This window comes from Fulvivirga sp., from assembly GCF_040218215.1.
Taxonomy (GTDB): domain Bacteria; phylum Bacteroidota; class Bacteroidia; order Cytophagales; family Cyclobacteriaceae; genus Fulvivirga.
Genome location: NZ_JAVJQL010000020.1, coordinates 1 through 25,159, shown reverse-complemented (window position 1 = coordinate 25,159; position 25,159 = coordinate 1). Strand labels below are relative to the sequence as shown.

At 38.8% G+C, this 25,159-nt stretch carries 27 protein-coding genes; 16 read left to right on the top strand and 11 right to left on the bottom strand.

Annotated elements, in window-relative coordinates:
- Nucleotides 1-24: 24 nt before the first annotated feature.
- Nucleotides 25-453, bottom strand: coding sequence for an endonuclease domain-containing protein (locus RIB54_RS14650; protein ID WP_350101587.1), 429 nt, complete (start codon nucleotides 451-453; stop codon nucleotides 25-27).
- Between the two features lie 600 nt (nucleotides 454-1,053).
- Between RIB54_RS14650 and RIB54_RS14645 the strand changes: the two genes are divergently transcribed.
- Nucleotides 1,054-3,552, top strand: a complete 2,499-nt coding sequence (locus RIB54_RS14645) for a TolB family protein (RefSeq protein ID WP_350101586.1) — start codon at nucleotides 1,054-1,056, stop codon at nucleotides 3,550-3,552.
- Between the two features lie 5 nt (nucleotides 3,553-3,557).
- Nucleotides 3,558-4,442, top strand: coding sequence for an alpha/beta hydrolase (locus RIB54_RS14640; RefSeq protein ID WP_350101585.1), 885 nt, complete (start codon nucleotides 3,558-3,560; stop codon nucleotides 4,440-4,442).
- Here RIB54_RS14640 and RIB54_RS14635 read toward each other — a convergent pair.
- On the bottom strand, nucleotides 4,422-4,703 hold the full coding sequence (locus RIB54_RS14635; RefSeq protein WP_350101584.1) for a putative universal stress family protein: 282 nt from the start codon (nucleotides 4,701-4,703) through the stop codon (nucleotides 4,422-4,424). The two genes, RIB54_RS14640 and RIB54_RS14635, sit on opposite strands and share 21 nt — an antisense overlap.
- A gap of 73 nt (nucleotides 4,704-4,776) precedes the next feature.
- Nucleotides 4,777-5,259, bottom strand: coding sequence for a universal stress protein (locus RIB54_RS14630; protein WP_350101583.1), 483 nt, complete (start codon nucleotides 5,257-5,259; stop codon nucleotides 4,777-4,779).
- Nucleotides 5,260-5,478: 219 nt separating this feature from the next.
- Here RIB54_RS14630 and RIB54_RS14625 point away from each other — a divergent pair, with 219 nt between their 5' ends.
- Genes RIB54_RS14625 through RIB54_RS14600 form a run of 6 tightly spaced genes read left to right on the top strand, consistent with a single transcriptional unit; the run spans nucleotide 5,479 to nucleotide 9,116 of the window.
- Nucleotides 5,479-5,718, top strand: coding sequence for a hypothetical protein (locus tag RIB54_RS14625; protein ID WP_350101582.1), 240 nt, complete (start codon nucleotides 5,479-5,481; stop codon nucleotides 5,716-5,718).
- Nucleotides 5,663-5,926: an arsenate reductase family protein gene (locus tag RIB54_RS14620; RefSeq protein ID WP_350101581.1), complete on the top strand. Its 264-nt coding sequence runs from the start codon at nucleotides 5,663-5,665 to the stop codon at nucleotides 5,924-5,926. Before RIB54_RS14625 ends, RIB54_RS14620 begins: the two co-directional genes overlap by 56 nt.
- A 29-nt stretch (nucleotides 5,927-5,955) precedes the next feature.
- Nucleotides 5,956-6,255 carry a Clp protease/crotonase-like domain-containing protein gene (locus RIB54_RS14615; RefSeq protein ID WP_350101580.1) on the top strand — a complete coding sequence of 100 codons (300 nt, stop codon included), beginning with the start codon at nucleotides 5,956-5,958 and terminating at the stop codon, nucleotides 6,253-6,255.
- 55 nt (nucleotides 6,256-6,310) lie between these two features.
- Nucleotides 6,311-6,850 (top strand): YceI family protein, encoded by a 540-nt coding sequence (locus tag RIB54_RS14610; RefSeq protein ID WP_350101579.1) that lies wholly within the window; start codon nucleotides 6,311-6,313, stop codon nucleotides 6,848-6,850.
- A 55-nt stretch (nucleotides 6,851-6,905) separates the two neighbouring features.
- Nucleotides 6,906-7,277: a SpoIIAA family protein gene (locus tag RIB54_RS14605; protein ID WP_350101578.1), complete on the top strand. Its 372-nt coding sequence runs from the start codon at nucleotides 6,906-6,908 to the stop codon at nucleotides 7,275-7,277.
- 60 nt (nucleotides 7,278-7,337) lie between these two features.
- The gene (locus tag RIB54_RS14600) at nucleotides 7,338-9,116 is read left to right on the top strand and encodes a sodium:proton antiporter (RefSeq protein ID WP_350101577.1); all 1,779 of its coding nucleotides are present in this window, start codon (nucleotides 7,338-7,340) and stop codon (nucleotides 9,114-9,116) included.
- Here the strand turns inward: RIB54_RS14600 and RIB54_RS14595 are convergent.
- A complete protein-coding gene (locus RIB54_RS14595; RefSeq protein ID WP_350101576.1) occupies nucleotides 9,091-9,456 on the bottom strand; it encodes a DUF202 domain-containing protein in 366 nt (121 codons plus the stop codon). The two genes, RIB54_RS14600 and RIB54_RS14595, sit on opposite strands and share 26 nt — an antisense overlap.
- 31 nt (nucleotides 9,457-9,487) lie before the next feature.
- Between RIB54_RS14595 and RIB54_RS14590 the strand changes: the two genes are divergently transcribed.
- Nucleotides 9,488-10,345, top strand: a complete 858-nt coding sequence (locus RIB54_RS14590; protein ID WP_350101575.1) for a bile acid:sodium symporter family protein — start codon at nucleotides 9,488-9,490, stop codon at nucleotides 10,343-10,345.
- 12 nt (nucleotides 10,346-10,357) lie between these two features.
- On the opposite strand, the gene RIB54_RS14585 is transcribed toward RIB54_RS14590, so the two are convergent.
- On the bottom strand, nucleotides 10,358-10,684 hold the full coding sequence (locus RIB54_RS14585) for a GNAT family N-acetyltransferase (RefSeq protein WP_350101574.1): 327 nt from the start codon (nucleotides 10,682-10,684) through the stop codon (nucleotides 10,358-10,360).
- Between the two features lie 225 nt (nucleotides 10,685-10,909).
- The gene (locus RIB54_RS14580; protein ID WP_350101573.1) at nucleotides 10,910-11,749 is read right to left on the bottom strand and encodes a universal stress protein; all 840 of its coding nucleotides are present in this window, start codon (nucleotides 11,747-11,749) and stop codon (nucleotides 10,910-10,912) included.
- 499 nt (nucleotides 11,750-12,248) lie between these two features.
- On the opposite strand from RIB54_RS14580, the gene RIB54_RS14575 reads away from it, so the two are divergent.
- A complete protein-coding gene (locus RIB54_RS14575; RefSeq protein ID WP_350101572.1) occupies nucleotides 12,249-12,668 on the top strand; it encodes a ferritin family protein in 420 nt (139 codons plus the stop codon).
- A gap of 300 nt (nucleotides 12,669-12,968) precedes the next feature.
- Entirely contained in the window at nucleotides 12,969-14,366 is a 1,398-nt protein-coding gene (locus tag RIB54_RS14570; RefSeq protein ID WP_350101571.1) for a sigma-54-dependent transcriptional regulator, read from the top strand.
- 7 nt (nucleotides 14,367-14,373) lie between these two features.
- On the opposite strand, the gene RIB54_RS14565 is transcribed toward RIB54_RS14570, so the two are convergent.
- From RIB54_RS14565 to RIB54_RS14545, 5 genes are all read right to left on the bottom strand, one after another.
- On the bottom strand, nucleotides 14,374-14,775 hold the full coding sequence (locus RIB54_RS14565; RefSeq protein ID WP_350101570.1) for a DUF5367 family protein: 402 nt from the start codon (nucleotides 14,773-14,775) through the stop codon (nucleotides 14,374-14,376).
- 276 nt (nucleotides 14,776-15,051) lie between these two features.
- The gene (locus RIB54_RS14560; protein WP_350101569.1) at nucleotides 15,052-15,894 is read right to left on the bottom strand and encodes an NmrA family NAD(P)-binding protein; all 843 of its coding nucleotides are present in this window, start codon (nucleotides 15,892-15,894) and stop codon (nucleotides 15,052-15,054) included.
- 5 nt (nucleotides 15,895-15,899) lie between these two features.
- Nucleotides 15,900-16,409: an anthrone oxygenase family protein gene (locus RIB54_RS14555; protein WP_350101568.1), complete on the bottom strand. Its 510-nt coding sequence runs from the start codon at nucleotides 16,407-16,409 to the stop codon at nucleotides 15,900-15,902.
- 2 nt (nucleotides 16,410-16,411) lie between these two features.
- Nucleotides 16,412-16,765 (bottom strand): hypothetical protein, encoded by a 354-nt coding sequence (locus RIB54_RS14550; RefSeq protein ID WP_350101567.1) that lies wholly within the window; start codon nucleotides 16,763-16,765, stop codon nucleotides 16,412-16,414.
- A gap of 89 nt (nucleotides 16,766-16,854) precedes the next feature.
- Nucleotides 16,855-17,712 (bottom strand): helix-turn-helix domain-containing protein, encoded by an 858-nt coding sequence (locus RIB54_RS14545; protein WP_350101566.1) that lies wholly within the window; start codon nucleotides 17,710-17,712, stop codon nucleotides 16,855-16,857.
- Nucleotides 17,713-17,935: 223 nt separating this feature from the next.
- Between RIB54_RS14545 and RIB54_RS14540 the strand changes: the two genes are divergently transcribed.
- The 5 genes from RIB54_RS14540 (at nucleotide 17,936) to RIB54_RS14520 (ending at nucleotide 25,029) form a co-directional block, all read left to right on the top strand.
- Entirely contained in the window at nucleotides 17,936-18,331 is a 396-nt protein-coding gene (locus tag RIB54_RS14540; protein ID WP_350101565.1) for a hypothetical protein, read from the top strand.
- Nucleotides 18,331-19,233 carry a hypothetical protein gene (locus RIB54_RS14535; RefSeq protein ID WP_350101564.1) on the top strand — a complete coding sequence of 301 codons (903 nt, stop codon included), beginning with the start codon at nucleotides 18,331-18,333 and terminating at the stop codon, nucleotides 19,231-19,233. Before RIB54_RS14540 ends, RIB54_RS14535 begins: the two co-directional genes overlap by 1 nt.
- 380 nt (nucleotides 19,234-19,613) lie before the next feature.
- A complete protein-coding gene (locus RIB54_RS14530) occupies nucleotides 19,614-20,534 on the top strand; it encodes a hypothetical protein (protein ID WP_350101563.1) in 921 nt (306 codons plus the stop codon).
- A gap of 613 nt (nucleotides 20,535-21,147) precedes the next feature.
- On the top strand, nucleotides 21,148-24,351 hold the full coding sequence (locus tag RIB54_RS14525) for an SNF2-related protein (protein WP_350101562.1): 3,204 nt from the start codon (nucleotides 21,148-21,150) through the stop codon (nucleotides 24,349-24,351).
- 6 nt (nucleotides 24,352-24,357) lie between these two features.
- Nucleotides 24,358-25,029 (top strand): AAA family ATPase, encoded by a 672-nt coding sequence (locus RIB54_RS14520; RefSeq protein WP_350101561.1) that lies wholly within the window; start codon nucleotides 24,358-24,360, stop codon nucleotides 25,027-25,029.
- Nucleotides 25,030-25,159: the final 130 nt, after the last annotated feature.

The following is a 25,159-nucleotide window of genomic DNA, read 5'->3' as shown; positions in this document are numbered from 1 at the left end:
GGCGGGGGCAGGGGGTGGAAAAACCTATGACCTATTTCTATTTCGAATTCGAGGAGTAATGTCTTTTTCCTCCATAAGTTGGATCACCTCAGCTTCTATTGCGTCCCTTACTGAGTTGATGTGTTTAAGCACTTCTTCATCTGAATAACGTATGATCGTAAAACCTGCATCTTCCAACGCCTTTTGTCGGACCTTATCATTTTCGGCCACCTCTTCATAGCTGTGTGTTATACCATCCACTTCAATGATTAATTCCAGTTCCTTGCACATAAAGTCTGCAATGTATTGTAGAACTGGGCGCTGCCTACGAAATGTAAAGCCTTTCATACTTCCTGCTCTTAATACATATTTCCAAAGACACGCTTCGGCCTTGGTCATGTTCCTGCGAAGCTCTCTGGCACTAGAGGAAAGCCGCTTATTATAATGATAATTACTAAAGGAAGATGATTCCATGTTATAAAGCTAATAAAAATCCACCCCCTAAACCCCCGCCAGCGGGGGAAACTGTCTCGTTCTGAAATAAGTTTACAGGTTAAACATTTAATCCTGATATAAGTTGACACCTTTTTTATTCACAATACAGGTGCGCTCAGGTATGCCTATTTGTCCCCCGCTGGCGGGGGCAGGGGGTGGAAAAACCTATGACCTATTTCTATTTCTTATCCGCAGGGTTGGCATTAATAGATAGTCGCTTATTATAATGATAATTACTAAAGGAAGATGATTCCATGCTAGAAAGCTACTAAAAATCCACCCCCTAAACCCCCGCCTACGTGGGAAACGTGTCTCGTTCTGAAATAAGTTTACAGGTTAAACATTTAATCCTGATATAAGTTGACACCTTTTTTCTTCACAATACAGGTGTGCTCAGGTATGCCTATTTGTCCCCCGCTGGCGGGGGAAAACTGTATCGACATTTTCATGCTTTTAGAGCAGTTCATTAATGCATAGAGCAGTTGACAAATTAAACCATTTAGATCAACAACTTCCACAATAATATTGATGTATAACCTTCTCTAAGCATTCTACAATACTTTACAAAAGGAAGAAAACATGACAACAACAAAACTATTGATATTGGCAATTGCTGTATCGCTCAACACTGCCTTGGCCCAGAAAAAAGCCGAAAAAAATCCTGGATTCCCACCCTTAGAAGATCGTTACCTTGGCCAACAGCTTCCAGGATTAACCCCTGAGTTGTTTGCTGCTGGTCTCGTTTCGACAGAAGAATATTTGGAAAGTTTATTTGCGTTTACGCCAGATATGAAGGAGTTCTATTTCAGTAGGATTGGCGGAGCGTATAAAGAAACTACAGTGCTTGTAATGCAATACAAAAACAATAGATGGAGCAAGCCTTCTGTCTTGTCAAGTGATCTGGATAAATATAAAGAGCGATTTACCCCTGGTTTGTCCGAATTGAAAAGTATTGAATCTTTTAAAGATGTCCCTTTCACAGGTTTCACGGCCTCATCTAATGGTGCTTATTACTTTTATTTTTTAGAAGGGGACGGTAGTGGTCATATGAGTTATTCACGCCTTATCAACGGCAAATATGAAAAACTTCAAAAAATGAATAAGGGGATAAATTCAGGAAAATATATTGCCCATCCCTTCATTGCCCAGGATGAATCGTATTTGATGTGGGATGCAGAGAAAGAAGGTGCTTCTACCCCTGACATCTATATCAGTTTTCGAAAGCCAGATGGTTCATGGGGAGCAGCCATAAACATGGGAGACAAGTTAAACACAGCGGCTTATGAACAGCGACCGAGGGTAACTCCCGATGGGAAATATTTGTTCTTTTGGCGGGGAGATAAAAAGTTTAGGGAAGATGGAAGTACTTATTGGATAGGAAACCCTTATTGGGTGGACGCACAAATCATCGAGTCGCTGAGGCCTGCATACAGTGCCGAGGAACCGCAATTTCCACCTTTAGCAGATCGCTACTTTGGAGAGCAGCCACCCGGCTTAACGCCTAAGCTATTTGCTCCAAAAATCGTTTCACCAGACGGGCTTTTTGAAGGTGGCTCATACTCACCAGATATGAAGGAATTCTATTTTTCCAGAAAGAACGGAAAATATACAGAACGCACATTTTTTGTTATCAAATATGAAAATGATGAATGGGGAAATGAAGCTGAAACCGATATACACTATCCAAAATTTTCCAAGGATGGCAATACTATTTACCGGGGAAATAAATACAGGGATAAAACAGATAACGGGTGGTCAGAACTCAAAAGTATGGGAACACCTTTTGCCGACAAGCACATTATGGGAATATCGTTTTCGGAGAAAGGCACAGCCTTCTTTGATGAATTTGAGCGGCCAGACACCGTGGGGGCAATTAGCTTTTCCCGACTAATAGATGGTAAATATGAACCCAGACAAAAATTAGGCAAGGAGATCAATACGGGAACATGGATTGCCCACCCCCACGTTGCCCCTGATGAATCTTATTTGATATGGGATGTTAGAAGAGAAGATGGCTATGGCGGATCTGATATCTACATTAGTTTTCGAGACAAAAATGGTTCCTGGCTACCTGCAATGAATATGGGAGACAAGATAAATACAGAACTTCATGAAAGTGGTGCTGGTGTATCTGTGGATGGAAAATACCTGTTTTTTTCGAGGGGACAGTGGGAGGTTAAAGAGGATGGAAGTGAAAATTGGGTAGGAAGACCTTATTGGGTGGATGCTCAGGTAATTGAGAATCTCAGACCTTCCACGGCAAGTACTCAAGAAGATGGCTTTACATTCCCTCTGTTAGAAGGCCCCTATATGGGGCAGAAGCCTCCAGGCATGACTGCAGAACCATTTGCACCCGGCATTATCTCTAAAGAAGGCTGGGAGTTAGAGGGTGTATTCGCGCCAGGCATGAAGGAATTTTACTTCACCACCTCACATAAAGAACCTTTTAAACCTACTGTCATCGGCTTTCGCCAGCAAAACAATGTCTGGAAGAAATACATAGAATTCAGGCGGAAGGGAGAAATAGTGTTTTCTCCGGATGGAAACCGCTTACATATGGCAGAAGGGTATAAAGATCGAATAGGAGATGGCTGGTCAGAGCGCAAAAGCCTTGGGCCTATGTTTGATCGTGAAGATTGGGGCATTATGCGCTTAACGGCTTCTTCAAAGGGCACTTATGTGTTTGATGATTATAAAAGTGGTGATGTAATTCGAATTTCAACAATTAAAGACGGCAAGCGCCAAGAACCTGTTGAAATGGAGCCATTAGTCAATTCTGGTGAATGGACTGCTCATCCTTTTATAGCGCCCGATGAGAGCTATTTGATTTGGGATAGTGAGCGTGAAGGAGGTTTTGGTGATTCTGATCTGTACATCAGCTTTAAACAAAAGGATGGCTCCTGGGGACCTGCTATCAATATGGGTGAAAAGGTCAATTCTGCTTACTGGGATGCTTATGCCAGCGTCACACCAGACGGCAAATACATTCTCTTCAACAGGGGCATGGACGAAGAGAATGATAATGTTGACATCTACTGGGTAGATGCAAAAATTATTGAAACCCTTAGACCTAACTAGAAATCATGCGAATAATGAAATTGTTGTTTCTATCAACGGCTATTCTATCCCTTAATGTGGTCTTGGCCCAAGAAACCGAAACTCATGATGATATCCAAACTGTAGAAAGCTCGGATTTAAGATTGCCCAAGATACAGGTCGTTCCCATTAAGGATACTAAAACGAATAGCCAATATGAGCTATATATAAAATTACCAGAAGATTATGCTGAAAATAAAGACGCTAACTACCCTGTTCTTTATACTACTGATGCCATGTGGCACATTGAGATGTTGTCTGGAGCCACAGAGTATCTGATGGAGAATGCTATATTGGTTGGAATCTCTTGGCAGAAAGACATTTCAGAAGCCTTAAAACAAGAGGCTGGCGAACATGTGAGCAGATATCGGGACTATTCCGTAATTGAATCAAGTAACCTTGAACATCAAGCTAAATATCAGTTTGGGCAGGCCAGTAGTCACCTGGATTTTATTAGGGACGATGTTATTGAATATGTAGAAAACAACTATAGAACCGATCCTGATAATCGTAGTTATTTTGGTTATTCATTAGGCGGTTTATTTGGTGCTTACATACTGCTAAAGCAACCAGATACTTTTAAAAACTACCTCCTTGGTAGCCCATCACTTGGTGGTGACATTCCATATCTGTCAGAACTCGCATCTCATTTAAGATCAAAACTTACACCCTTAAATGCCAATGTTTTCATTTCATATGGTACGTTGGAGAAGGAATTGGGTGAGCATGCTGAAGCGTTCATTATTATCGTGAAAAACATCAACGATGAAAGTTTAATAGTACGGCAAGAGGTAATGGAAGGAACACATCAAACAGTATTTCCTATGACCGTTGTACGAAGTATTGCTTGGCTATCTATCAATCAATATTAAAATCGGTACCTGGGTTTGATATAGCAGCTCATTGGAAATGCTGCTATGAAATAACTCTTGAATGAAATTCCTGTGTCTCGGGATGGCAATTATCAAATCCGGTTGATCATGTTCAATGTGCCTTGCAATACCCTCAATGGTATTCATTCCGGCTACAGCCTTGTGCTCGTGATCTACATCTGAGAAGTAACGATGCAGCGCAGTATTCTCCATTTTTTCCTTCAGTCCGTCCTCTTCATCGCTACCAAAAACATGGAGCACAGTAAATTTGATGCTGTCTTTTCTTGCCAGATCCTTGATAAAAACCAGTGATTTATAATCTATGTTAAGTGGCTCATAATCTGCTGTAAATGTTATTTTTTAGCTTTTTAAACTCCGCCTCCAACGGTATGGCAAGCACGGGGCAATTTACCTTTTTAATAACCTCAGCGGTATGCGTGCCTAAAGTCATGCGTTCAAACGCACTTCGCTCGCGTGTCCCCATTATTATTAAATCTGGCGCTTTATCCGCTACAATTTCTTCAAGCACCTCGGTAACATTCCCTCTTTTAAAAATAGGGGTTACATCAATAAGCTCCTGCAATTCATTTGATCTTTCCGCCAACCTGGTTTTAAGTTCTTCCTTCAGGCTTTCATTTTCAATTACGGGTATTGCAGGGGTATTATTATACGGCACGAAATGCTTGTAGGCATGCACCAAATAACACTCTAATTCATTTCCGGCCAATGCTTTCGAAAAATCAATACCGTATTGAATGGCATTATCGGCAGCATCGGTAAAATCAGTTGCAAATACTATTTTCAATTCCTTGGACATACAATTTATGATTTACTCCAACATAGTGCAGTAAGCCTCGCCACGCTGGAGTTAGTGAAACATTTACAGGTATAAGGTACAAAAAGCATGCTTCTAACATCTCCTTCACTAATGATGATATGCGGTCAGATCAGGCAGGTTATCTCTTCACAACTGTGGAGATAAATCTCACTTTATTGATGGTTTTGTTGAGTAATTACCACACGCAAATATAATTGTATGCAGATAGGGCCTACTGCCAATATGGAATGGTATTGGCGCTTCATTGATTATACTACTATTAATATCAATAAGATGATGGTTGAAAAAAATGAAATACTGTTTATATATAACCCAACATCCATAAAGGATAGGGAAGCTTTGAGCTATGCCAATAGCCTCAGGCATTTTAAAACCAAAGGATATGATGTTAACAAGGGAAGTGCCTACAAAAAGGCAGCTTGTGCAGCTTGCAGATAAGCTTGGTGTGTCAATCCACAGCTTGGTTAATGAGCGATCTGAAACATTTATTGAAAAATACAAAAACGCCAATCTGGATAGAGATGACCTTTTGAAAGTGCTAACCAAGCATCCGAGCATATTGAAAACGCCAATAGCTGAGTTTAAGCATTATGCCGAGTTTGTAGATTCTACCTATACATTCATTAAAAAGGATATGGCCAGTTAGTGAATTGAATTGAATTAAAGAAAGAGACTATGGAGTTAAGCCAAAAGGAACTTGAAAACGAGCTAAATGAAGTGTTGTCCTATGCTGACAAGAAGGTTGATTCATTGCAATTGAGGATAGTAAATGCTTCAGCAGAATCAAAAAATCATTTGATGCGCACCATAGCGGGTATAATGTTGGAGAAAGAACTTGTTGAGAACAAGGCTCAGCAAATAGGAAAGCAACCAGAAAATTGGACTAAGGAAGTTGAGAATTCCAGGCAGCTGATCAAAGAAGCAAAGGCCAGAATAGATCATCTGGCCAATAATATTAAAAACCCGCTAACATAATGAAAATGCGGAATGGGTTAGAATTTGTAGTGGTAATACTTAAAACAATAGGATCATGAAAAAGTACATATTAGATACAGATAGAAGTACCATTATTTGGACAGGTAAAAACAAGAAGATGACTGTAAAAGGAGATGTCGGATTTGAGAAGGGTAATCTTTTTGTAGAACTGGATGGCAAATTAGTAGGTAAGGTAAAGGTTGACTTAGAATCCATAAAGCTTACTGGTAATGAAGCGTTGGATGAAGATCAAAAAACAAAATTCCTCAATCACTTAGCTTCAGAGGATTTTTTTGATACCAGTCAATATCCCTTTTTGGAATATGAAATTAAAGAGGTGACCGAAAAGGACAATGAACAACACCTGATTTTCGGACTTCTTAAAGTAAAGGACAATGTTTTTGGGCTTAATACTTTAGGCAAAATTGACATAGAAAAGACAGGTATAGTCGCTGAAACTTCATTCGAGATTACCAGCGTGAATGATTCAATAAAAGACGAAGTCACTGCTGGATATGATGGCGAGCCCATTGAAAGTATAAAAATTGATGCCTTCATCAGGGCAGACGCCAAAAACCCAAAAAAGGAAGGTTAATGCTTTTACCATTAAGATTTTATATCAAAAAAGTCACTCCTAAAACACTTAAGTTATGATTGAAAAAATAGATTTAAATGACCCGCATGTAATAGGGTTCAGGATAAAAGGTAAAATCGATGATGTGTCCTTTAAACAAAGCACCTATGAAGTTTTAAAAGCCATTGAGCGTGACAGCCATTTCAATATCTATATGGAGGTAGAATCTTTTGAAGGGGTCACTTTCGAGACAATCTGGGACAGTATTAAGCTGGGTCTAAATCATTTTGGTGAATATCTTAAGCAGGTAGATAAAATTGCTGTTGTAACAGATATTGGTTGGCTCAAAGGTATTACCAAAGTCGAAAATAGGTTGATTTCCAGCATCGAGGAAAAAGTCTTCAACCCCGGTGAAAGGGAAATGGCCAAAGTCTGGGTTAGTGCCTGATACATTTTTCCACTTATAACATGCCATTAAATACCTACGTAACTAACAGGAGCAATGAACATGGAAATTATTTACACGCTGATTGTCATTGTTCTGGCAATTTTTTTCTTCGTAACGGAGTATGTCCCGCTGGATGTTGTAGCTATTTCCATCATCGTTGTTCTGGTATTGACAGGCGTTATCACTGCTGAACAAGGCCTTGAGGGATTTGCAAATCAGGCGACCATCACTGTGGCGGCCATGTTTATTCTTAGTCACGCTATAATTAAAACAAATATCATTGATGCTGTCCATACTTATTTCAAGCGCATGCTGGATTGGAAGTACCCAAACACCATCCTTGGAATTGGCCTTTCTGTTGGTGGTATTTCTGCCTTTATTAATAATACGCCTATTGTCGCAGCACTCATTCCAAGCGTATCTGATGCTGCCAAAGAAAAAGGTATTTCTCCGGCCCGTTTTCTGATTCCGCTATCTTTCGCAGCCATATTTGGTGGCAGCTGCACGCTAATTGGCACTTCTACCAACCTGCTGGTAAGTAGCATAGCCAGGGAGAATGGATTACCAGGATTTTCCATTTTCCTTTTTGCCCCACTTGGATTGGTTTTTATGGCGATCGGCATCTTGTACCTCATGTTATTTGGTAAATCACTAATAGCAGAAAGAAGAAGTGAAAAAGATATAGAAGACGATCGTAAAGTTGAAAATTACCTTTTGGAAGTCAAGTTGAAAAAGATGCCTGAGGGTGATGCTACAATTAAAAATGTATTTAACCCCACCGAAAAAAGCATTGATATTTTGAGGATTAAAAGGGCAAATCACATTGAAAACAAGCCATCCTGGTCTTTTGAACTACAACAGGATGATATAGTCTTATTGAAAGGGAACATGCACCAGATCATAGACATTGTAGAAGATGACGCTTTCAGTACAACAGGTGATAATGAACTTGCCTTCCCTGAAGAAGGGACAAGGCTGATTGAAATCGTATTGTTGCCCAACTCCCCATATGTAGGAAGATCTCCGGAGTCAATTGCAAATGACAGAAGGTTCCATGCCAATGTTTTGGCCATAAAACAGCGCGGTAAAGAGCGTTTTAAGGATTTTGGTAAGCTGAAACTGCATGCAGGCGATGTATTACTGCTGCAAGCCAACCAACAAGGCGCCTTGCAGCTGCATGCCACAGAAAATGACAAACCTGCTCCGTTCATGTCCATTCGAAAACTGGGTATCGAAAGCACAAACGTGCGCCACACTATCATTACGATCATAACGCTTTTTGCTGTCATTGGCCTGGCAGCTGTTGGTTTAGTGCCCATTGCCATCAGTGCTTTAGCAGGGGTGGTGGTGCTCAACATTGCCGGGGTTATCACCATGGGTGAAGCCTATAAAGCTGTAGACTGGAAGGTGATTTTTTTGCTGGCAGGCGCATTGAGCCTGGGCACTGCTATGAATGAAAGCGGGATCTCTGCGTTGATAGGAGCGTGGCTGGTGGGGCTGGCAGATGCGCAATTAAGACCGGTGTTGATTGTATCCCTGCTTTATATTACCACTTCAATATGCACTGAACTGATGTCTAACAATGCTGCTGCGGCATTGCTTGCGCCAATTGGGATCTCCGTTGCCAGCGCCATGGACATAAGTGCCACACCGTTGCTTCTGGCCATAGCATTTGCAGGCAGTGCCAGCTTTATGACACCGGTAGGCTATCAGACCAACACTATGGTTTATAATGCCGGTAGTTATAAATTTCGTGATTTTGTGAAAGTTGGTGCACCACTCAACTTACTCTTTTGGCTGGCAGCGTCTATTCTCATTCCCGTCTTTTATCCATTTTAGCGCCCTTCCTATCATCTTCATAAAGGTTCATTAGCTTATTTCTAAGTATAGCATAACGTATTAACCCGGTGGCTATTAATGAAACGGCAATACCAAAAAGCACAAAAGAGATCCAACTTAAATTGGCAAGCTGCTCCAATTCCATAAAAGCAAAACCAGCCAGGGTGATGTACAAACTCGTGCGTATGTATGCAAATAGGGTACGTTCATTGGCCAGTGTGGTCCTTTCCAGTGCCAGAAAATCACGTAAAATGATCTTTTCCTTGTTTTCAAATTTCCGTACTCGTACCGGTAATTTTACTTTTCTGATTCTATTCATTATACTTCCAGACCTTTTCATACTTCAGGATTTAGTATTTCAACAATAGTTTATGAATAATCCAAACATTCTTATCTCCATAGGCATTGCTCTTATCATGTTTGGTATTGGACTAAATATATCGTTTAAAAGCTTTAAAAAAATTTTTATCCGACCAAAATCCATCATCACGGGCCTGACATGTCAAATGCTCATTCTTCCGGCAGTGGCTTTTTTAATAGCCTGGTGCTGGCCCATGCAGGGTGCTTATAAGGCAGGTCTCGTTTTGGTAGCTGCATGCCCTGGTGGTACCGCTTCAAACCTTGTTACCCACATGCTAAAAGGCAGGGTGGCCTTGTCGGTATCACTCACTTCCTTTAACAGTTTTCTCATTCTGCTCTCCATTCCATTTATTGTCAATTTAGCCACCAGCACATTTCTGGGAGAAGCCTACAACTTTCATTTGTCTATGGCCTCTACTGCCCTTGATATTGGCACTACAGTGCTCATTCCGGTATTAGTTGGGATGGTCGTGCATCAGTTTATACCTGAGTTGACCGATAGGCTGAAAAAATCACTGCGGTACATATTGCCAGGTATTTTGCTGGGCATGTTCTTAATTATTCTTCTCTCGTCATCAGGCAATTCCAGTATTGCACTAAATGATGGGCTGGCTTTACTGCTGCCTGCGCTGCTGCTCAACATTTCCACTATGTTTGCAGGTTTCTATATCAGTAGAAAGGTGGGCATTAAAAAAGATGGCCAATTTACAATAGCCATAGAAATGGGACTCCAAAACAGTGCTCTGGCCATCTTTATTGCCAACGCGCTGGTTCAGAATAATGAAATAGCCTTTGTGGCCATTGTATACAGCAGCTTCAGCTTCTTTACAACCTGGGCACTGGCTTATGCTTTAAAAAGGTTTGGTTGATGGTTTTTTGGTTTACTTGCCGCTATCTTCCACCAAATCCTGATACTCGGCATTTTCTTCTATATAATCCGCTACAAAAGGGCAGGTAGGTATCACTTCTAAATTCTCCTTTTTAGCATAATCCAGCACGTGATCTACCATCGTACTTCCAATTCCTTTTTCACGCACCTTCTCTGGCACAAAGGTTTCTTTCAGATCCAGTACAGACTGGTCTTCAGACTCGTATTGCACATAGGCTTGCGAATTTTGAAGGTTAACGAAAAACCTTTGGTTTTTTTGGTTGTGTTCAATTCTTAGATTGTTCAGTAACATAGTTTGATTTAAGTTTTTAGTGTTCATCTGAATTTGGTTGGTAAAAACAAACGAATAATTCTCTTAAGGCGTCATCTCGGAAATTTTATTCATTTCTTTTTCAAAATGAATAAAATTGCCCGTGATCCCTTTGCTTTAAGTGATGAGATTACCTGCCTTTGCCGGCAGGCAGGATTAATAAAGGTTTTTAAAGGTAAACCTTTATTTTCCAGGTATGACGGCAGTTTTTATCACCCAAGTTCACCGTGTTAATTATTTTAAAATCAGTGTAGGCACGCCTGCCTGATGAATCATTTGCTTTCTGATTCCAGGGTTGAAAACCCTTTTGAAAAATCCATGATCCCTGTAAAGCAATACAAGGAGATCTATCTTCTTGGTGTCAATAAAGTGATTCATTCCCTCAGAGATATCATCTTCCATCACTGTATGGTAATTAAAGTTGGTGATGTTCTGTTCAAGCATCCTTTCCTTCAAAAATGAATAGACATCATGCTGAGTAGAGGTCAATTCATCAGCTTGCTTATCGGTAACATGAAAAGCCTCCAACGATGCTGCATAGCCCGTAATGAATGGCAACAAATCATCCAAGGAAACATCTTCCTTAGCCTCACCTTCATCCAGCGCCAGGCCTATTCGGTGGTAGGGTTTAAACTCGTATCCTTCAGGTACAATGAGTGTTGAACATTTAGCCTTTCTGGAAAGCATCTCAGGCTTGGTGCCAAAAAAGGCCTCTAAGTCAGTGGCATCATCACCATTAAGTACTAGTAAATCCGAATTTAGCTCCTCATGCATGTTGGTAAGTATGGTATGCTCAGCGTAGGGCAGAACAATTAATTCATAATGGATGTCCTGCAAACCCTGAATCTCCTTCAGTTTATTCTCAGTATTCATCCGAATTCTTTCTTCATCAAATGGTTCTATTGGCGAAGCCACACCTGCAAAGCCACTTGCGGGTACCGCCTGAGGGTAAATGGGATAGCTCTGTAGCAGCGTAAGTCTGGCATTAAACTTTTTAGCCAGATTAAGTGCATAGCCTACATGGGGTGATATCGTTCCTGATAAGTCCAGAGGTATAAGTATGTTGTTAATCATAGCGCATTTTTCTTGGTTCTGCTGATATAAGGTGCAACTACTATTCCATTGAATCATCAGCCTTATTAAACAGCCATGGACTGGCATGCTGTGCTATAGTCAGGCTACAGGCGGGCATTATTTCCACAAAAGCCCAGCATAAGGTGTAGAATCCTTTGCCTATAACCCGCTATTGAAAAATGTGCTCTTTTACGCTTTGTCACAATTGTTCAAATAAGTGTAAGTGTGAAAAAAAATACCCGCGTCAGGAGCCTCAACGTAGAAGAGCTACTCGTTTCAAGGCCGTATTTATTGGCCTCTGGTCACTTTAGAGCCGATTATTAAAGAGGCATATCTTTTGGCATACTTCATAATGATTAATAATAATGTTGCCCATAGCAAGAGGATATGATAGAACCAACGGCATTTGGCAGAGACAGCCCTCATGAAGGATTTTTAACAGAAACTGCTTTAAAGAATCCGCATGGCAACCTCTCACTATTCATTCAACAATGAAGTCATGGAAATTAAAATAGCAAAATTGGAACAACTCATTGCGAAGTTGAATATGGCTGAAGAAATATATAAGCAAGCTTCAAAAAAAGTACACGATCAGCCCATGTCGGAATATTTTTCAGCTTTGGCCAGAAAGAAAAGGAATTTTATCGATACCCTGTTTACCGAAATGCACCTCATCGGACACGAAGAAAAGATTGGCTTTGAAATCAGCAGTATTGTGGTCGGGTTAAAACAATATGAGCTGCTGGACTTTTGCGGCAAGCGCGAAGAAGAGCTAATCTCAATGTATAAAAACCTGCTTAATGAATACAATGATGAAGAATACATACAAAAAATGATCCTGACCCAAATGGTAGACTCTAAAGATGTACTCATCAAACTCAGCGAGAAAAAGGCATCATCCCAATACAAATCCCGATAGGGCCGATAACCAATGTGCCAATATAATTTAACATGAGTTTTCTATGAAATACTTATGCCAGAGCGTCATTGCGGAATTTTTCTTCCAATCATTTTTTAAATGGAAGAAAAATATCCGCAATCTCCCAAATTAACGTTTGTGATACCTGCTTTTGCCGGCAGGACAACCCGTATTATATCGAAACCCACATTAATTTACCGGATTAACCATTCCGGTTTTACATGTTTTTAGTACCTTAATAATCCAATTAAAATCCCCGGGCATTGAAACAAAATGACTGCGGAGTATAGGAGGAAAATAATGATAAAACCTGCATTTAGCAATATTCTCATTATCGATGGGGATGAAAATATAAGTATTACCTTAAATAACTACCTATCGGAAAAGGGATTTAAAGTTTGGGTGGAAAGCAGTGCGCAAAATGCCCTTTCCACCATCCGCGAAAAGAAGATAGACCTGGTTATCACAGATTTCGAACTGTCAAAATACACAGGCATAGAAGTTTTGCAAAAAGTGAAAATTATCAACCCGGCCATTCAGGTCATTATTGTAACTGCCTATGCTGAAATCCGATTGGCCGTAGAGGCCTTAAAAAAAGGAGCATTTGACTACGTTACAAAACCTCTATACCCCGATGAAATCCTCGATACAATAAATCATGCCATAGAAGCCAAACACGAGGATGCTGACGGGCAGAAACCTGCTAAGCCTAAAAAAAGAAAACCCGACCAGGAATACATCAAAGGACCAAGTTATCAATCTCAATTGGTAGAAAAGCACATTGACCTGATTGCACCTACAGACATGTCGGTGATCATTAGTGGTGATACCGGTACCGGTAAAGAATATGTAGCCCGTAGCATCCACAATAAAAGCAAGCGTGCAAAAATGCCTTTTGTAGCGGTAGATTGTGGCGCACTGCCCATAGAACTTGCCAGCAGCGAGCTGTTCGGGCATGTTAAAGGCGCATTTACCGGAGCGGTGGCCGACCGCAAGGGCTGTTTTGAACGGGCCAATGGAGGTACGCTCTTTCTGGATGAAATTGGCAACCTAACCTATGAAAACCAGGTTCAGCTGTTGCGTGCATTGCAGGAAGGACTAGTGCACCCTGTAGGAGGGTCAAAGGAAATACCTGTTAATGTGCGTGTGCTTGTAGCCACCAACGAGGATTTAAAAACACTGGTAGACAAGAACCACTTCAGGGAAGATATCTACCATCGGTTAAACGAGTTTAAAATAGACCTGGCACCATTAAGGGAGCGCAATGATGACATTGAAGTTTTTGCTGCGCACTTCCTGAAATCTGCGAATGCCAAGCTCAATAAAGAGATTGATGGTTTTGAAAATGAGGTGCTTGAGAAATTTAAGGCTTACGAATGGCCCGGTAACCTCAGGGAGCTAAGAAACATCATCAAAAGGGCGGTGCTGATCTGTAAAGACAATAAAGTGACAACGTCTTGTTTGCCTCCGGAGATCACAAATGTAACTTCTTCCAATGCCCATTATGGAAGCGTAATGATCAACAACACCGGTTCAATGAGCCTGAAAGAAATTACCGAGCGCGCTGAGCGTGGTGCCATCCGGGAAGTACTCAAGCGGACAGATTATAATAAGACCAAAACTGCCCAGCTGCTGCAGGTAGACCGTAAAACCCTGTACAACAAAATGAAGGCCTTAAATATTGAAGATGAGGGTTAGCAAACTATCACCCTTTAGTGGTTTTAACCACTTTAAATCGCCAGTAACCAGCAATAATTGCGATATATTCCAAACCGATCAGCCAGAAACTGATATCACCAAAAAACGATAAGTGATCACCACCCAACGGGATGATAAAAACAGGGACAGTAATAACTGCATCAAGAATGATGGCCATTAAAAACATAAAACAGCCCAAAACAAGACCATTGGTTTTAAGTCCTTTGCGGTAGTAAATATGTGCAGCAAAATACGCTGCTGGCAACATAGCCACCATCAATGCCAGATTGGCCTGAAGGTCAGGGTCATTCATAATGGGCACATAAAATGATCCGATAAAGACTGGGATCAGCAGCACATAAACTATTATAGAACTAACAATAGCACGTTTGATATTTAGATTTTTCATAATGTTTGAATTTGAGTTTTAGTTGTTTTAAATGGAGTTGGGAATATTTTTCGTAATAGCATCTGAATTTGAGATACCTGCCTTTGCCAGCAGGCAAAACAAAACCTAACAGAAACGTCTCTTCGAAACAGAGCATAGCGGAGTGAGAAGTCTCCTTCCGAGTACTTCATATCTACATGACCAACAATAATGATTATCGTCCGTAATCTCATTTGTGTTTTTGTGAGATACCTGCCTTTGCAGGCAAGACGTCCTTGTTACTGATAGCGCACGGGTTTAGAGTATACCCGCACTTACTTTATTCCAAACCCCTGATTTAGCGGTTTCCTGAGTATAATCGCTAAAATCCTTGGGCTTCCTGCCCAGCACCTTTTCTATGTCTCCGGTAATGACATTATTACTCTCAGCATCCAGCACCTCAGTAAACAGGTAGTTGATCAACCAGATATAATCATCAGGCACATTGGCTTGTTTCAACATATTGACATAAGCATCCATTGAAATGGGAGTGAACTGTAGCTCACGACCTGCAGCAGCGGCTATTTCCTTTGTTACTTCCTCGAAAGTAAGCACTCTTGGCCCTGTCAATTCATACAGCTGTCCGTTATGCTTTTCATTGGTTAATGCCGCTACCACTACATCTGCAATATCATCAGTATTCACATAAGGCACTTTGGCCTCTGCTTTGGGCAGTGCAACATGTCCTGCTATAATAGGATCCAAAAAGAAGCTTTCGCTAAAGTTTTGCATGAACCAACTGGCGCGCACTATGGTATAATCCATTCCTGAATGGATAACCACCTGCTCACTGAGTTCAGCTTCCCGTTCGCCCTTACCAGAGAGCAATACGGCCTTTTTTACTCCACTTCTTTTAGCCAGCTTTATCAAGTCCTCAATGGCATCCAATGCACCAGGCACAGCCAAATCAGGCTGATAGGTGATGTACATCTTTTCTATGTCCTCCAAAGCATTCGTCCAGGTGGTTTGATCGTTCCAATCAAAAGACGGAGAAGCGCTTCTTGATCCTACACGCACAGGATAGTCCAGTGCTTTTAACTTTTCTACTACTTTACGGCCGGTTTTTCCCGTTCCACCAATTACTAAAATGTTGTTTTTCATAATTATTATTGATTAAAATTTGTTCTTGAATTCATAAAAACTGCCGCCAGCGCCAGGGCAAAGGATAGCACCGAAAACACGGTCCTGATCATGTGCAGCCTGTTCCATGGGGTTTCGTATTCCTTTCTCATGGTCGCCAGTTCATTCAGGCTGAACTTATTCAGCTTAAGCACCTCCAAAGCATCATTGAGGGGCACATTGCCCATGCCCGTAACGCCAATGGTTCCTATCAGATAAGTGACTGTAGCCGCCAGCAATACCCAGAAGATGCTCCCTGACTGATAGTGCTGCGCAGTGCTTATGCCCAGCAGCACCACACTGCCAAAGAAGATGATCATAAAGGCCGGGTTGATGATGGCCTTGTTGATGGACTGCATGGTTTCCAGATAAACTAAGTCCGTAATTCTTCGGGTGCCCGGTATGACAGATACTGCCCATGCGTAAAATAAGCCTGCCGACAAGCCCGTAAGTAAAACCCCGATAAACAGGGTTATTTGTTTTGTTGTTAGTTCCATATTTATATTGAGTTAGTTGTTGTAATCCATTTTTTAAGGGTACTGACTTCACTGTCAGTCAGCTGAACTTTATTGCCCTTGGGCATTCTCTTTTTCACGAAAACCTGTTCATAGATCTTTGCGGCATAGCTAGCCATATTGCTTTGGGTGAAAACCTTGCGGGGATTCTGCTTTTGGTGACAGATATTGCATTTGGTTTGCAACACTTTCAAAGCCTCTTCCTTGAGGCTGAAGACCTCTACAGGCCAAACTGGTGCGCTGCTGATCTCTTCCGAGTGATATTGGAAGGAAAACAGAAAAAGGGCAGCTACAGCCAGGGCTATAATGGTTCTCGTTTTTGAATTTAATGGTCTCATGCGTTCTTAGTTTAAGATGATGAGACAAAGCTGGGGCTTATCCTACCGTTTCATTTGTTTGAAACGGAGCATGATTTGTTCGAAAAGGATTAGTGTTTTATTTCGCTGGGGCGGAAGCCGAATTTCTTGGCAAAGGCATTGGAGAAAGAGCTTAAACTATCATAGCCCACATGCCAGGCCACTTCCTGAATAGAAAGCTTATCGTTCTTTATAAGATGGTGCGCTGTGGTCAGCCGCTCATTTTGGAGGTATTTAAAGACCGGCACACCAAACAGCTCCTTGAAGTTCTTCTTGAGCTTAAAGGTATTGAGGCCAATTTCCCTGGAGAGTTCCGAAAGGGAGGGAGGGTTGTCTAAATTACTGGTAAGTATCTCCTTGGCATGTTGTAGCCGCTGCCTTTCATCTGCCGAAATGGTCTCCTCGCTTATAATAGACAGCTGACCAAAGAAGTGTGCCAATAATGAAGTGATCTGGCTTTTAAAGAACAGCATCTTGGTTTTACCCTCATACCGATTGTTAAATATCTGATCAATGATGTTCTGCATCTCGGGGGACATAAAGAAGCTGGGTCCTTCTACATAAGGTGCTTTGGGGTTAACAAGCTGCTGAAGCATTTCACTAAACAGCTCACCTTCCTGATTGGGAAGCTTGTCCAGACTTCTGATGGAAGTGGCGATAACAATGCACTCCAGCGGCTTAAGGGCAGAGACGGTGTGAATAAACTCCACCTCATTACTGGCATAGAAAGCCAACGCCAAGCCTTTGGTGTAGTTGTATGCCTTTTGTTTGTTACCATACTTTACAGTAAGATCAACATTGCCTGACCCATAAAATGCAACAGCTATTAAAGGCTCGTCAAAAAAGCATGAGTCCACCGTTTCCTGCTCGGTATTAGCCGTTTCTACCAAAATGGTAAAGTCATTAATATCTATGATGTCTCTGGTCATAACGGCTGTTTGCTACCCTTAACTTACTGCAATTCCTTAAAATTTGTTCATTTTTTTGCTTTTAGGAAGGTTAAAAAAAGACCAGCCAACTGTGCTTTGCGGTAAATTAATATAAATAAACCAAGTTTTGATTAAAATATACCCAAGGTTGGGTATTTCCAAGCTTCAAGCCTTATGCCACATTTACAATTACTTAATATTAATAGTTACTAAAAATTGTAAAATGAAAATACACTTCGAAATTGAAGCAAATGAAGCTCCTCTTCTGATAAATGCACTAGACCTTGCACTTCAAAGCGTTAACAATCCAGCACATAAGGCCTCGATTCAAAAAATCAAGAGCGAAGTGGTTAGTGACATTAATGCAGATCAGGTAATCAGGAATAATGTTATTTCTGCAATATCCCATTGGACCAAAGTTCGCCCTATCCTTACAACATCAAATTTGAGGTTTGGATTAAGTCTAACTAAGGGGTTTATGCAAAATCATCTACATCAGCTTTGCAATAAAATATTAATTTCCATTAGTCCCAATCACAAAAGTAAAGTCAGCCGCGAAGGAGCCAATAAATGTGAGACAATACAGGACATAATCAACATAATTCAAACCAATATCTAATGTTACTTCGACTTACTATTATAGTCTATTTTTGCGTAATAGCTCAAACATTTGCTCAGCTAAAAGTTGAGCTAGGAGAAACTTTCAGTGACAAACACAAAAGAAATGAGCCAGCCATTGTCTACTTTAACTTTCAAAATAATGATACTACAAGTGATACATTTGTGGCTGACATGGCACTAGGACTAACCTTTGAAGATGTCATTTGGAATGGATTATCTTTATCATTTGTCAGTGAGTGGCATCGCAATACACAGATCAAAAATAAAAGACATGTTCAACAGCTTGGATTGAATCTCAAAAAGCCATTTGATTTTCAAAATAGCTCGCATTTTACACTTGAGCTGAACGCTAATGGAAAATATTCACATGACTTGAGAGCCACTGAGGGGGCAGGTGAAACAGGCATTTATTCAGCCTACATTAACCCATACTGGTCAGGAGTATTACCAAATAACTTTCTAAACTATTTACGTCCTGGCGCAATTATGCCCGATACAACAACTAAGGCATCATATATTATTCAATATGAATATTTATTTGGAGGCGGACTTGAGTATATAAAACATGATGATTTGCTTATCGGAAACGTCAATGCACAATTAATTCTATACCCTGCGAGCAAGGCACTCGCTAGGTTGCTAAACCAAACTGAATTCATTAAAATTCAAGCAAATATCACCGAAAGAACAAATCACACCAATAACGATAGCCTGGAATTATCTGGCTTCTTTTTCAGCTATCAAATAGGCGTTCAATATAAACTACCCGATAAAAAAGGGTTGATCGGGTTGTCACTGGATTACATAAATGGAGCAAATCCGCTTATTGCACAGATTGAACAGAATTATCATCAAGTAACAATCAAAACTAAGTTATCACTTAGCAGTAATAACAAATAACAACTTTATTTTATAATGTCCTGCGTTATGTTATTAAGCTTTGGGTTGAGTGTTGGCTTTATGATTGCATGGCAGCCCCCTCCGGCTTTTCAGACTCTTCTCATTATTTCTTAATGTGCATTAAACACTCTTTCGGCACTCCTTGCTACAAGAAGTCACCGTACCGCAGGCAAGACATTGGCCTCGCAGGCAAGAAGAGTGGTAAACGCGTACGATTTAGTACCACAAAACTATTCAATTACACTTATTTTATTGAAAAATACCCAAGGTTGGGTATTGAATAATGCATGATACAATGACTAAGTTTAATAATTATTAAACTTAAATGAGCACAAATAGGGACTATAAAAAATATCAACAACCCAACTAAAAAGATTGAAATGGCTAAAAACGAAGAATTAGAAAAATTAGTTGATTCGAAATTTTTTGAATATCTCATAAATGAAAAACTAAATGAAGAAATTCAAAAAAAATATAAAAAATATAAAGGCATTGCTTTTTCCGTTATTTCATTCTTAATATTGATTCTAGGTTACTTAGGTTATGACAATATTCAAACGAATGCAATCCTAGAGATTAACAAATCAAAAGTGGATAGTTTAAACAGTTCCATTGAGCAGTTAAATGTTGAAGTCGAAATAAAGTTTGATGAACTATTTAAAAAACACGATTACCTTCTTCAAAATAAAAGTGATTCTTTTAATCTGTACCTTAGGGATATTCAAATTCAACATGGCTATGTAGGTCGTCAAAATGATCTATTATCTCGAGCATTATCTTACAATAAAGAGAATTTAGACTCAAAAGATTTAATCTTTAGAGAGAGGTTAGAATCGATAATAAAAACGTCTAGAGAAATCCAGAAAGCAAGCACACAGGTAGATACTTTATTGTCATCTTATAAAAACAGATTAAACCTCTTAGATTCTTCTGAACTTATAACTCGACTCGTCACGGTTGATAGTCTCGATAGTAGGATAAAACTATTAGAAAAAAGCCAAGACGAATATTTTTCACTTGATGAAGGACAGGATTATAATGTAGTAATTGAAAGTGTAAATTTTAACATTGAAAATATTACAACTAAATCTGATCAATCCACCATCCTTATTAATGGGAAGAAATTGAGTCTTGTCAAAGGTGAAACCACTTTGATTAACAGTTCCAAGACAAGTGTCTATCTTGAATTAATAGAATCTTCAAAAGGGGGACTTTTTAGCAAAGGGAAAGCTAGGTATAAGATCTTCTCAAGATATAATTCTAAATTAACCACCTTATCGTCTTCAGTATCTTATCCTTAATTGTGTTCATATGATAGCTAAAAATTGATTCTCATATTTTAGAATTTCAACATTTGGCATAAAATATCCAGTAATTTTAGATAAAATCATGTGATGTGTATAACGTTCATTTATTTATAACAGGCAAGCCCATTCGGGATTATTCTCAAAATTTATCCGACAACTTCATGATCACAAGGGTTGATGAATCGAGATTTTTAAGCTTTCTTATTCTCTTGAATTTTAGACAGCATTTGATTGTATATTATTGAAATAATTCGTAACAGAAAGGCTGAAAATACAAAAATATGAAGAAAATTAAAGCATCTATCTGTCGTCCTATAATTGATAAATCCATTGTAAAAGTCCCAGCAAAAAGTAGAAGACAAACCCCACCTTGAAATCTCAGAGCGGGAAAGTATAGAGCAGTGGATTCAGGTGAATAATATTTATATGGAATGAATTTGGTTAGGACAGAAGTAAGCGTTTTTTCATTTCAGGGTAGGAGACACACTCGTATTTTGGCTGGGCTTCGAGACTTCTTAGTTTGATAACGTTATTTGTAATTACTTAATATAATTAGCATTTTTATAAATGTTTAAACATAAAATTTAACTGAACGCTAAACTTATAAATGGATGGCCATCAATATATTCTCGATTTAAAAACCAAGAATTGGCCAGATCAGTCTAAGTATCCACTAAATAGGGAATATCTCACCGTTGAAAACGAAATTGTTAAAGATCTTGAGTTTTCAAAGTCATATTTAGTGATTACTGGTTTTACTTCGCTTTCATACATCATTGACCTATATACCAAATTCGAGTACCTCTCAGATAAGCATTTACGCATTGTATTAGGATTTGATCCTATCATTAGAACTAGGAAAAAATGGCCAAGAAGAAGCTTTTCTTTAGACATTAAAAATTATTGGTTAGAAAAAGGTATTTCCCCTTTACAATCTGGTGGAGTTATTCATTTAATAGAATTAATTCGGGCTCAAAAAGTTGAGTTTCGCTGCTCTGAAAAGATTCATGCTAAGATTTATGTTGGTGACTCAAACGCAGTATTGGGCTCGTCAAACTTCAGTATAAATGGACTTCGAAAACAGAAAGAAGCGAATATTAGAGCTGAGAACAGTTTAGTAGAATCCTTCAAAAACCAGCAATACGGGGATATCAAATTGATTGCTGAAAATTTTTATAAAGAAAGTGATGACTATACGGATAAGATAATTGAGCTTTTAAGTCAATTATTAAAGCTTTCGGAATGGCCAGAAGCACTTGCTCGTGCTATTTCTGAACTACTTGACGATAATTGGTTAAGTAAGTATCCTGATATTTTGTCCCATATTGATAATATTAATTTATGGCCGACTCAAGAAATGGCAATAGGTCAAACATTAAACATTATTGAAAATCAAGGAAGTGTTTTAATTGCAGACCCAACTGGTTCTGGAAAGACCAAACTTGTGACTAGCATTTTATTAGCATTAATAAACAGACGATGGTCTATTGGACGTGGTTACAGAACAAACTCTTTAACTATATGTCCACCTTCAGTAATTGATAATTGGTCTAATGAATATGAGAAATTACGATTTTCTCAGCAAAATCCATTGTCTAACGGAATTCTGAGTTATGAAAATTCAAAAAAACACGAAGCTGCGTTGACAAAAATTAAGAACGGTAACATTCTAGTTATAGATGAAGCACACAATTATTTGAGTAGAAATTCCAATCGAAGCCACTCAATTGAAAATAGTCTGGCTGATTGTATATTATTAGTAACTGCAACTCCAATAAATAAAAAAGCCGAAGATTTACTGCGATTGATTGAGCTGTTAGACATCGATAATCTTAATGATGATGAATTAGAGCAATACAAGGAACTACGAAAGTCTAAAGGTATAAAACGGAGTGAAGATTTTGAAGAACTCAAAGAGTATATCACAAAGTTCACGGTTCGAAGAACAAAGAAACAATTGAATCAATATGTCGATATACAACCTGATAAATACAAAAGCAAACTTGGTAAGCCATGTAAATATCCAGAACACATATGTAAAACTTACTCTACTGGTGAAAGTAAGCAAGATCGAGAGATAGCTACTATAATAAATCAAGAAGCTTCCAAACTTCTTGGCTTGATAAACCTTCGTAAATTAACTTTTCCCAAATATGAAAGGTCACCTGATATTGAACGACAAAAAACTCTTGTTGCTAATAGATTAATAACGGCTAAAGCATTGGCCAAGCATCATGTCTTAGCTAAATTAAGATCATCTAAGGTTGCACTTGTTGAACATATTGAAGGTACCAATGAATCTTGTGAATATTTTGAATTTCAACATGCTAAAAATACCACAGGAAATGTTATTCGAACTTTATTAAAGTATAAAGATTCTTTACCAAACACCAAAGCATTTTCCAAGGAGCTAATCCCTGATTATATGTTGGATTTGGATGTTTATCAAAAACATATCGATAAAGAAATAAATATTTATAGAATAATAACTGGACTGGCTAAAACCTTATCAAATAATAGAGAAGATTTCAAAATTGCCGCAATTAAGAAACAATTTGAAAGCCATAATTTAATATTAGCTTTTGATAGTACACCTCTGACACTTCATTACTTAGAACATTTAATCAAAGAGCGAGGTGAAGATTTTGAGCCATTGGTAGTTAGTGGAGCCAATAATAAAAATAAAATCTTAGCTAAAGAGTATTTCGGGTTGGGCTCGAAACATAAAAAAATATTAGGATTATGTTCTGATGCTATGGCTGAAGGGGTCAATTTACAACAAGCATCTGCAATAATATTACTTGATATGCCAAGTGTATTAAGAATTGCAGAACAAAGAATCGGTAGAATAGACAGAATGGATAGCCCGTTTGATTCTATATATGCTTACTGGCCTAATGATAGTGAACAGTTCGCTCTTAAAACGGATAAAAAGCTTGTCAATATAAGTATGATAGCAGATCAACTGATTGGCTCCAATTTAGATTTACCTGAAGAACTAATGGGAAGGCACTTGGAGCAAACTATTAAAGCCAAGGAAATGATTGATATGTACAAACAAAACGAGAATCAAGAGAATTTAAAGGACGGTATTTTTGACGCCTTTCAGCCAGTTAGAAACTTGTATCAGGGTAATGAGTCAATAGTCACCGAACAGGAATATTTAGAGCTAAAAGGTATTTCAGCTTCTGTAAGATGTAAGGTAAGTGTAGTTAATTCAGATACGACTTTCGGCTTTTTTGCTTTTAAAGCAACTGATAAATTTTCTTCGAAATGGGTTTTCGTAGATTCTGAGGGCAATATCGATGATGATCTAAAATTGATATGCCAGAAACTTAGGTCGTCATTAAAACATACATCTAGTGGAAACTGGGATAAATTGGCCATAGATCAAATGGAAAAATGTATTGACATCATTGAAAAGGAGGAAATAAACCTGTTATCGAATAAAAAGAGAAGAGCCTTTAATTTATTGAAAAAATTACTTGTTTATTATTCAAAAAAAGAAATTGATGAAGATCGAAAAGATTTAATCGCAATGCTAATCAGCGAAATTGATAGGCCTAAGACAGGAGAGGAGAGTTTAGACTTAATTTATTTATTGGATACTTGGATAGAGATTGTCCAGCCACATTTGAATGAAATAAGAACTAAAAACAGAGTTCCCAAAGTGATTTCAGATTTACTGCCCTATTTTAAGAAAAACCCTATTAAAACTAAAGAATTAGAAAGTTTAGTTAATTCAATTGAATATTCGGAAAGGTTAGGTAATCGAATAGCAGCATGTATAATTGGTGTTAAATTAAACTAATAGATAATGGTAAGTCCCTATATATCTCGTGTTGAGATTGAAAATTTCAGAAACTTTAAGTCGATCGATGTCAGGTTAGGTCACAAGCAAGTAATTGTTGGAGAGAACAATGTTGGTAAGACGAATTTTTTAAGAGCAATACAGTTAATCCTTGATCCTTCTTTTTCTGATACAGATAGAAAATTGAGCAAAAGTGACTTCCATGATAGCATTGAAAATCCATTAGAAAGCGGTGAAGTAATTAAAATAGCTATCGAATTGAAAGGTTATGAAAAGATACTTCAACTAGTTGCAAACTTGAGAGATGCAGTGATTAGTGATGATCCTCCAACCTTAAGACTGGTCTATGTTTTTCAACCAATCCTAGATGAGAACAAAGAGATAATCCGCTACGATTACCTTATATATCAAGGAAATAACCCTGAAAATTCTTTTACGCATCAAAATCGCAGCTTGTTAAATATAAAAGTTATTCGAGCATTGAGAGACGTTGAACGTGAACTAAAGTCGCTCAAAAAATCGCCTATTTTTCAATTGGTCAATCAATTTGAAATTCCTAAAAGTGAATTAGAAGATATTGCAATTGAGCTGAAAAAAGCTGCGGATACTGTCATGGATTTGGACGAAATTAAAATAGTTCAAAGCTTATTAGTAAATAAATTTCAAACGGTAGTGTAATCTAAACTCTGTCTGGTGATGTCCTAGCTCAATGATCAGCGCCCCACCAAAGGGCTAGCTGATCAAATCGAGCGGCAATCGTTCTCCAAATTTAATGGCTAATTGTTGTACTGTCAAACCCCAGTTGTGT

Bases quoted from the DNA above. Each gene is read 5' to 3' on its own strand.
- RIB54_RS14630 (WP_350101583.1), bottom strand. From the start codon at position 5,259: ATGTCCAAGGAATTGAAAATAGTATTTGCAACTGATTTTACCGATGCT.
- RIB54_RS14525 (WP_350101562.1), top strand. From the start codon at position 21,148: ATGGATGGCCATCAATATATTCTCGATTTAAAAACCAAGAATTGGCCA.
- RIB54_RS14600 (WP_350101577.1), top strand. From the start codon at position 7,338: ATGGAAATTATTTACACGCTGATTGTCATTGTTCTGGCAATTTTTTTC.
- RIB54_RS14595 (WP_350101576.1), bottom strand. From the start codon at position 9,456: ATGAAAAGGTCTGGAAGTATAATGAATAGAATCAGAAAAGTAAAATTA.
- RIB54_RS14545 (WP_350101566.1), bottom strand. From the start codon at position 17,712: ATGACCAGAGACATCATAGATATTAATGACTTTACCATTTTGGTAGAA.
- RIB54_RS14580 (WP_350101573.1), bottom strand. From the start codon at position 11,749: ATGATTAACAACATACTTATACCTCTGGACTTATCAGGAACGATATCA.
- RIB54_RS14620 (WP_350101581.1), top strand. From the start codon at position 5,663: ATGATGTTAACAAGGGAAGTGCCTACAAAAAGGCAGCTTGTGCAGCTT.
- RIB54_RS14575 (WP_350101572.1), top strand. From the start codon at position 12,249: ATGGAAATTAAAATAGCAAAATTGGAACAACTCATTGCGAAGTTGAAT.
- RIB54_RS14550 (WP_350101567.1), bottom strand. From the start codon at position 16,765: ATGAGACCATTAAATTCAAAAACGAGAACCATTATAGCCCTGGCTGTA.
- RIB54_RS14645 (WP_350101586.1), top strand. From the start codon at position 1,054: ATGACAACAACAAAACTATTGATATTGGCAATTGCTGTATCGCTCAAC.
- RIB54_RS14570 (WP_350101571.1), top strand. From the start codon at position 12,969: ATGATAAAACCTGCATTTAGCAATATTCTCATTATCGATGGGGATGAA.
- RIB54_RS14610 (WP_350101579.1), top strand. From the start codon at position 6,311: ATGAAAAAGTACATATTAGATACAGATAGAAGTACCATTATTTGGACA.
- RIB54_RS14535 (WP_350101564.1), top strand. From the start codon at position 18,331: ATGTTACTTCGACTTACTATTATAGTCTATTTTTGCGTAATAGCTCAA.
- RIB54_RS14565 (WP_350101570.1), bottom strand. From the start codon at position 14,775: ATGAAAAATCTAAATATCAAACGTGCTATTGTTAGTTCTATAATAGTT.
- RIB54_RS14650 (WP_350101587.1), bottom strand. From the start codon at position 453: ATGGAATCATCTTCCTTTAGTAATTATCATTATAATAAGCGGCTTTCC.
- RIB54_RS14625 (WP_350101582.1), top strand. From the start codon at position 5,479: ATGCAGATAGGGCCTACTGCCAATATGGAATGGTATTGGCGCTTCATT.
- RIB54_RS14540 (WP_350101565.1), top strand. From the start codon at position 17,936: ATGAAAATACACTTCGAAATTGAAGCAAATGAAGCTCCTCTTCTGATA.
- RIB54_RS14605 (WP_350101578.1), top strand. From the start codon at position 6,906: ATGATTGAAAAAATAGATTTAAATGACCCGCATGTAATAGGGTTCAGG.
- RIB54_RS14520 (WP_350101561.1), top strand. From the start codon at position 24,358: ATGGTAAGTCCCTATATATCTCGTGTTGAGATTGAAAATTTCAGAAAC.
- RIB54_RS14590 (WP_350101575.1), top strand. From the start codon at position 9,488: ATGAATAATCCAAACATTCTTATCTCCATAGGCATTGCTCTTATCATG.
- RIB54_RS14560 (WP_350101569.1), bottom strand. From the start codon at position 15,894: ATGAAAAACAACATTTTAGTAATTGGTGGAACGGGAAAAACCGGCCGT.
- RIB54_RS14640 (WP_350101585.1), top strand. From the start codon at position 3,558: ATGCGAATAATGAAATTGTTGTTTCTATCAACGGCTATTCTATCCCTT.
- RIB54_RS14585 (WP_350101574.1), bottom strand. From the start codon at position 10,684: ATGAACACTAAAAACTTAAATCAAACTATGTTACTGAACAATCTAAGA.
- RIB54_RS14615 (WP_350101580.1), top strand. From the start codon at position 5,956: ATGGAGTTAAGCCAAAAGGAACTTGAAAACGAGCTAAATGAAGTGTTG.
- RIB54_RS14555 (WP_350101568.1), bottom strand. From the start codon at position 16,409: ATGGAACTAACAACAAAACAAATAACCCTGTTTATCGGGGTTTTACTT.
- RIB54_RS14530 (WP_350101563.1), top strand. From the start codon at position 19,614: ATGGCTAAAAACGAAGAATTAGAAAAATTAGTTGATTCGAAATTTTTT.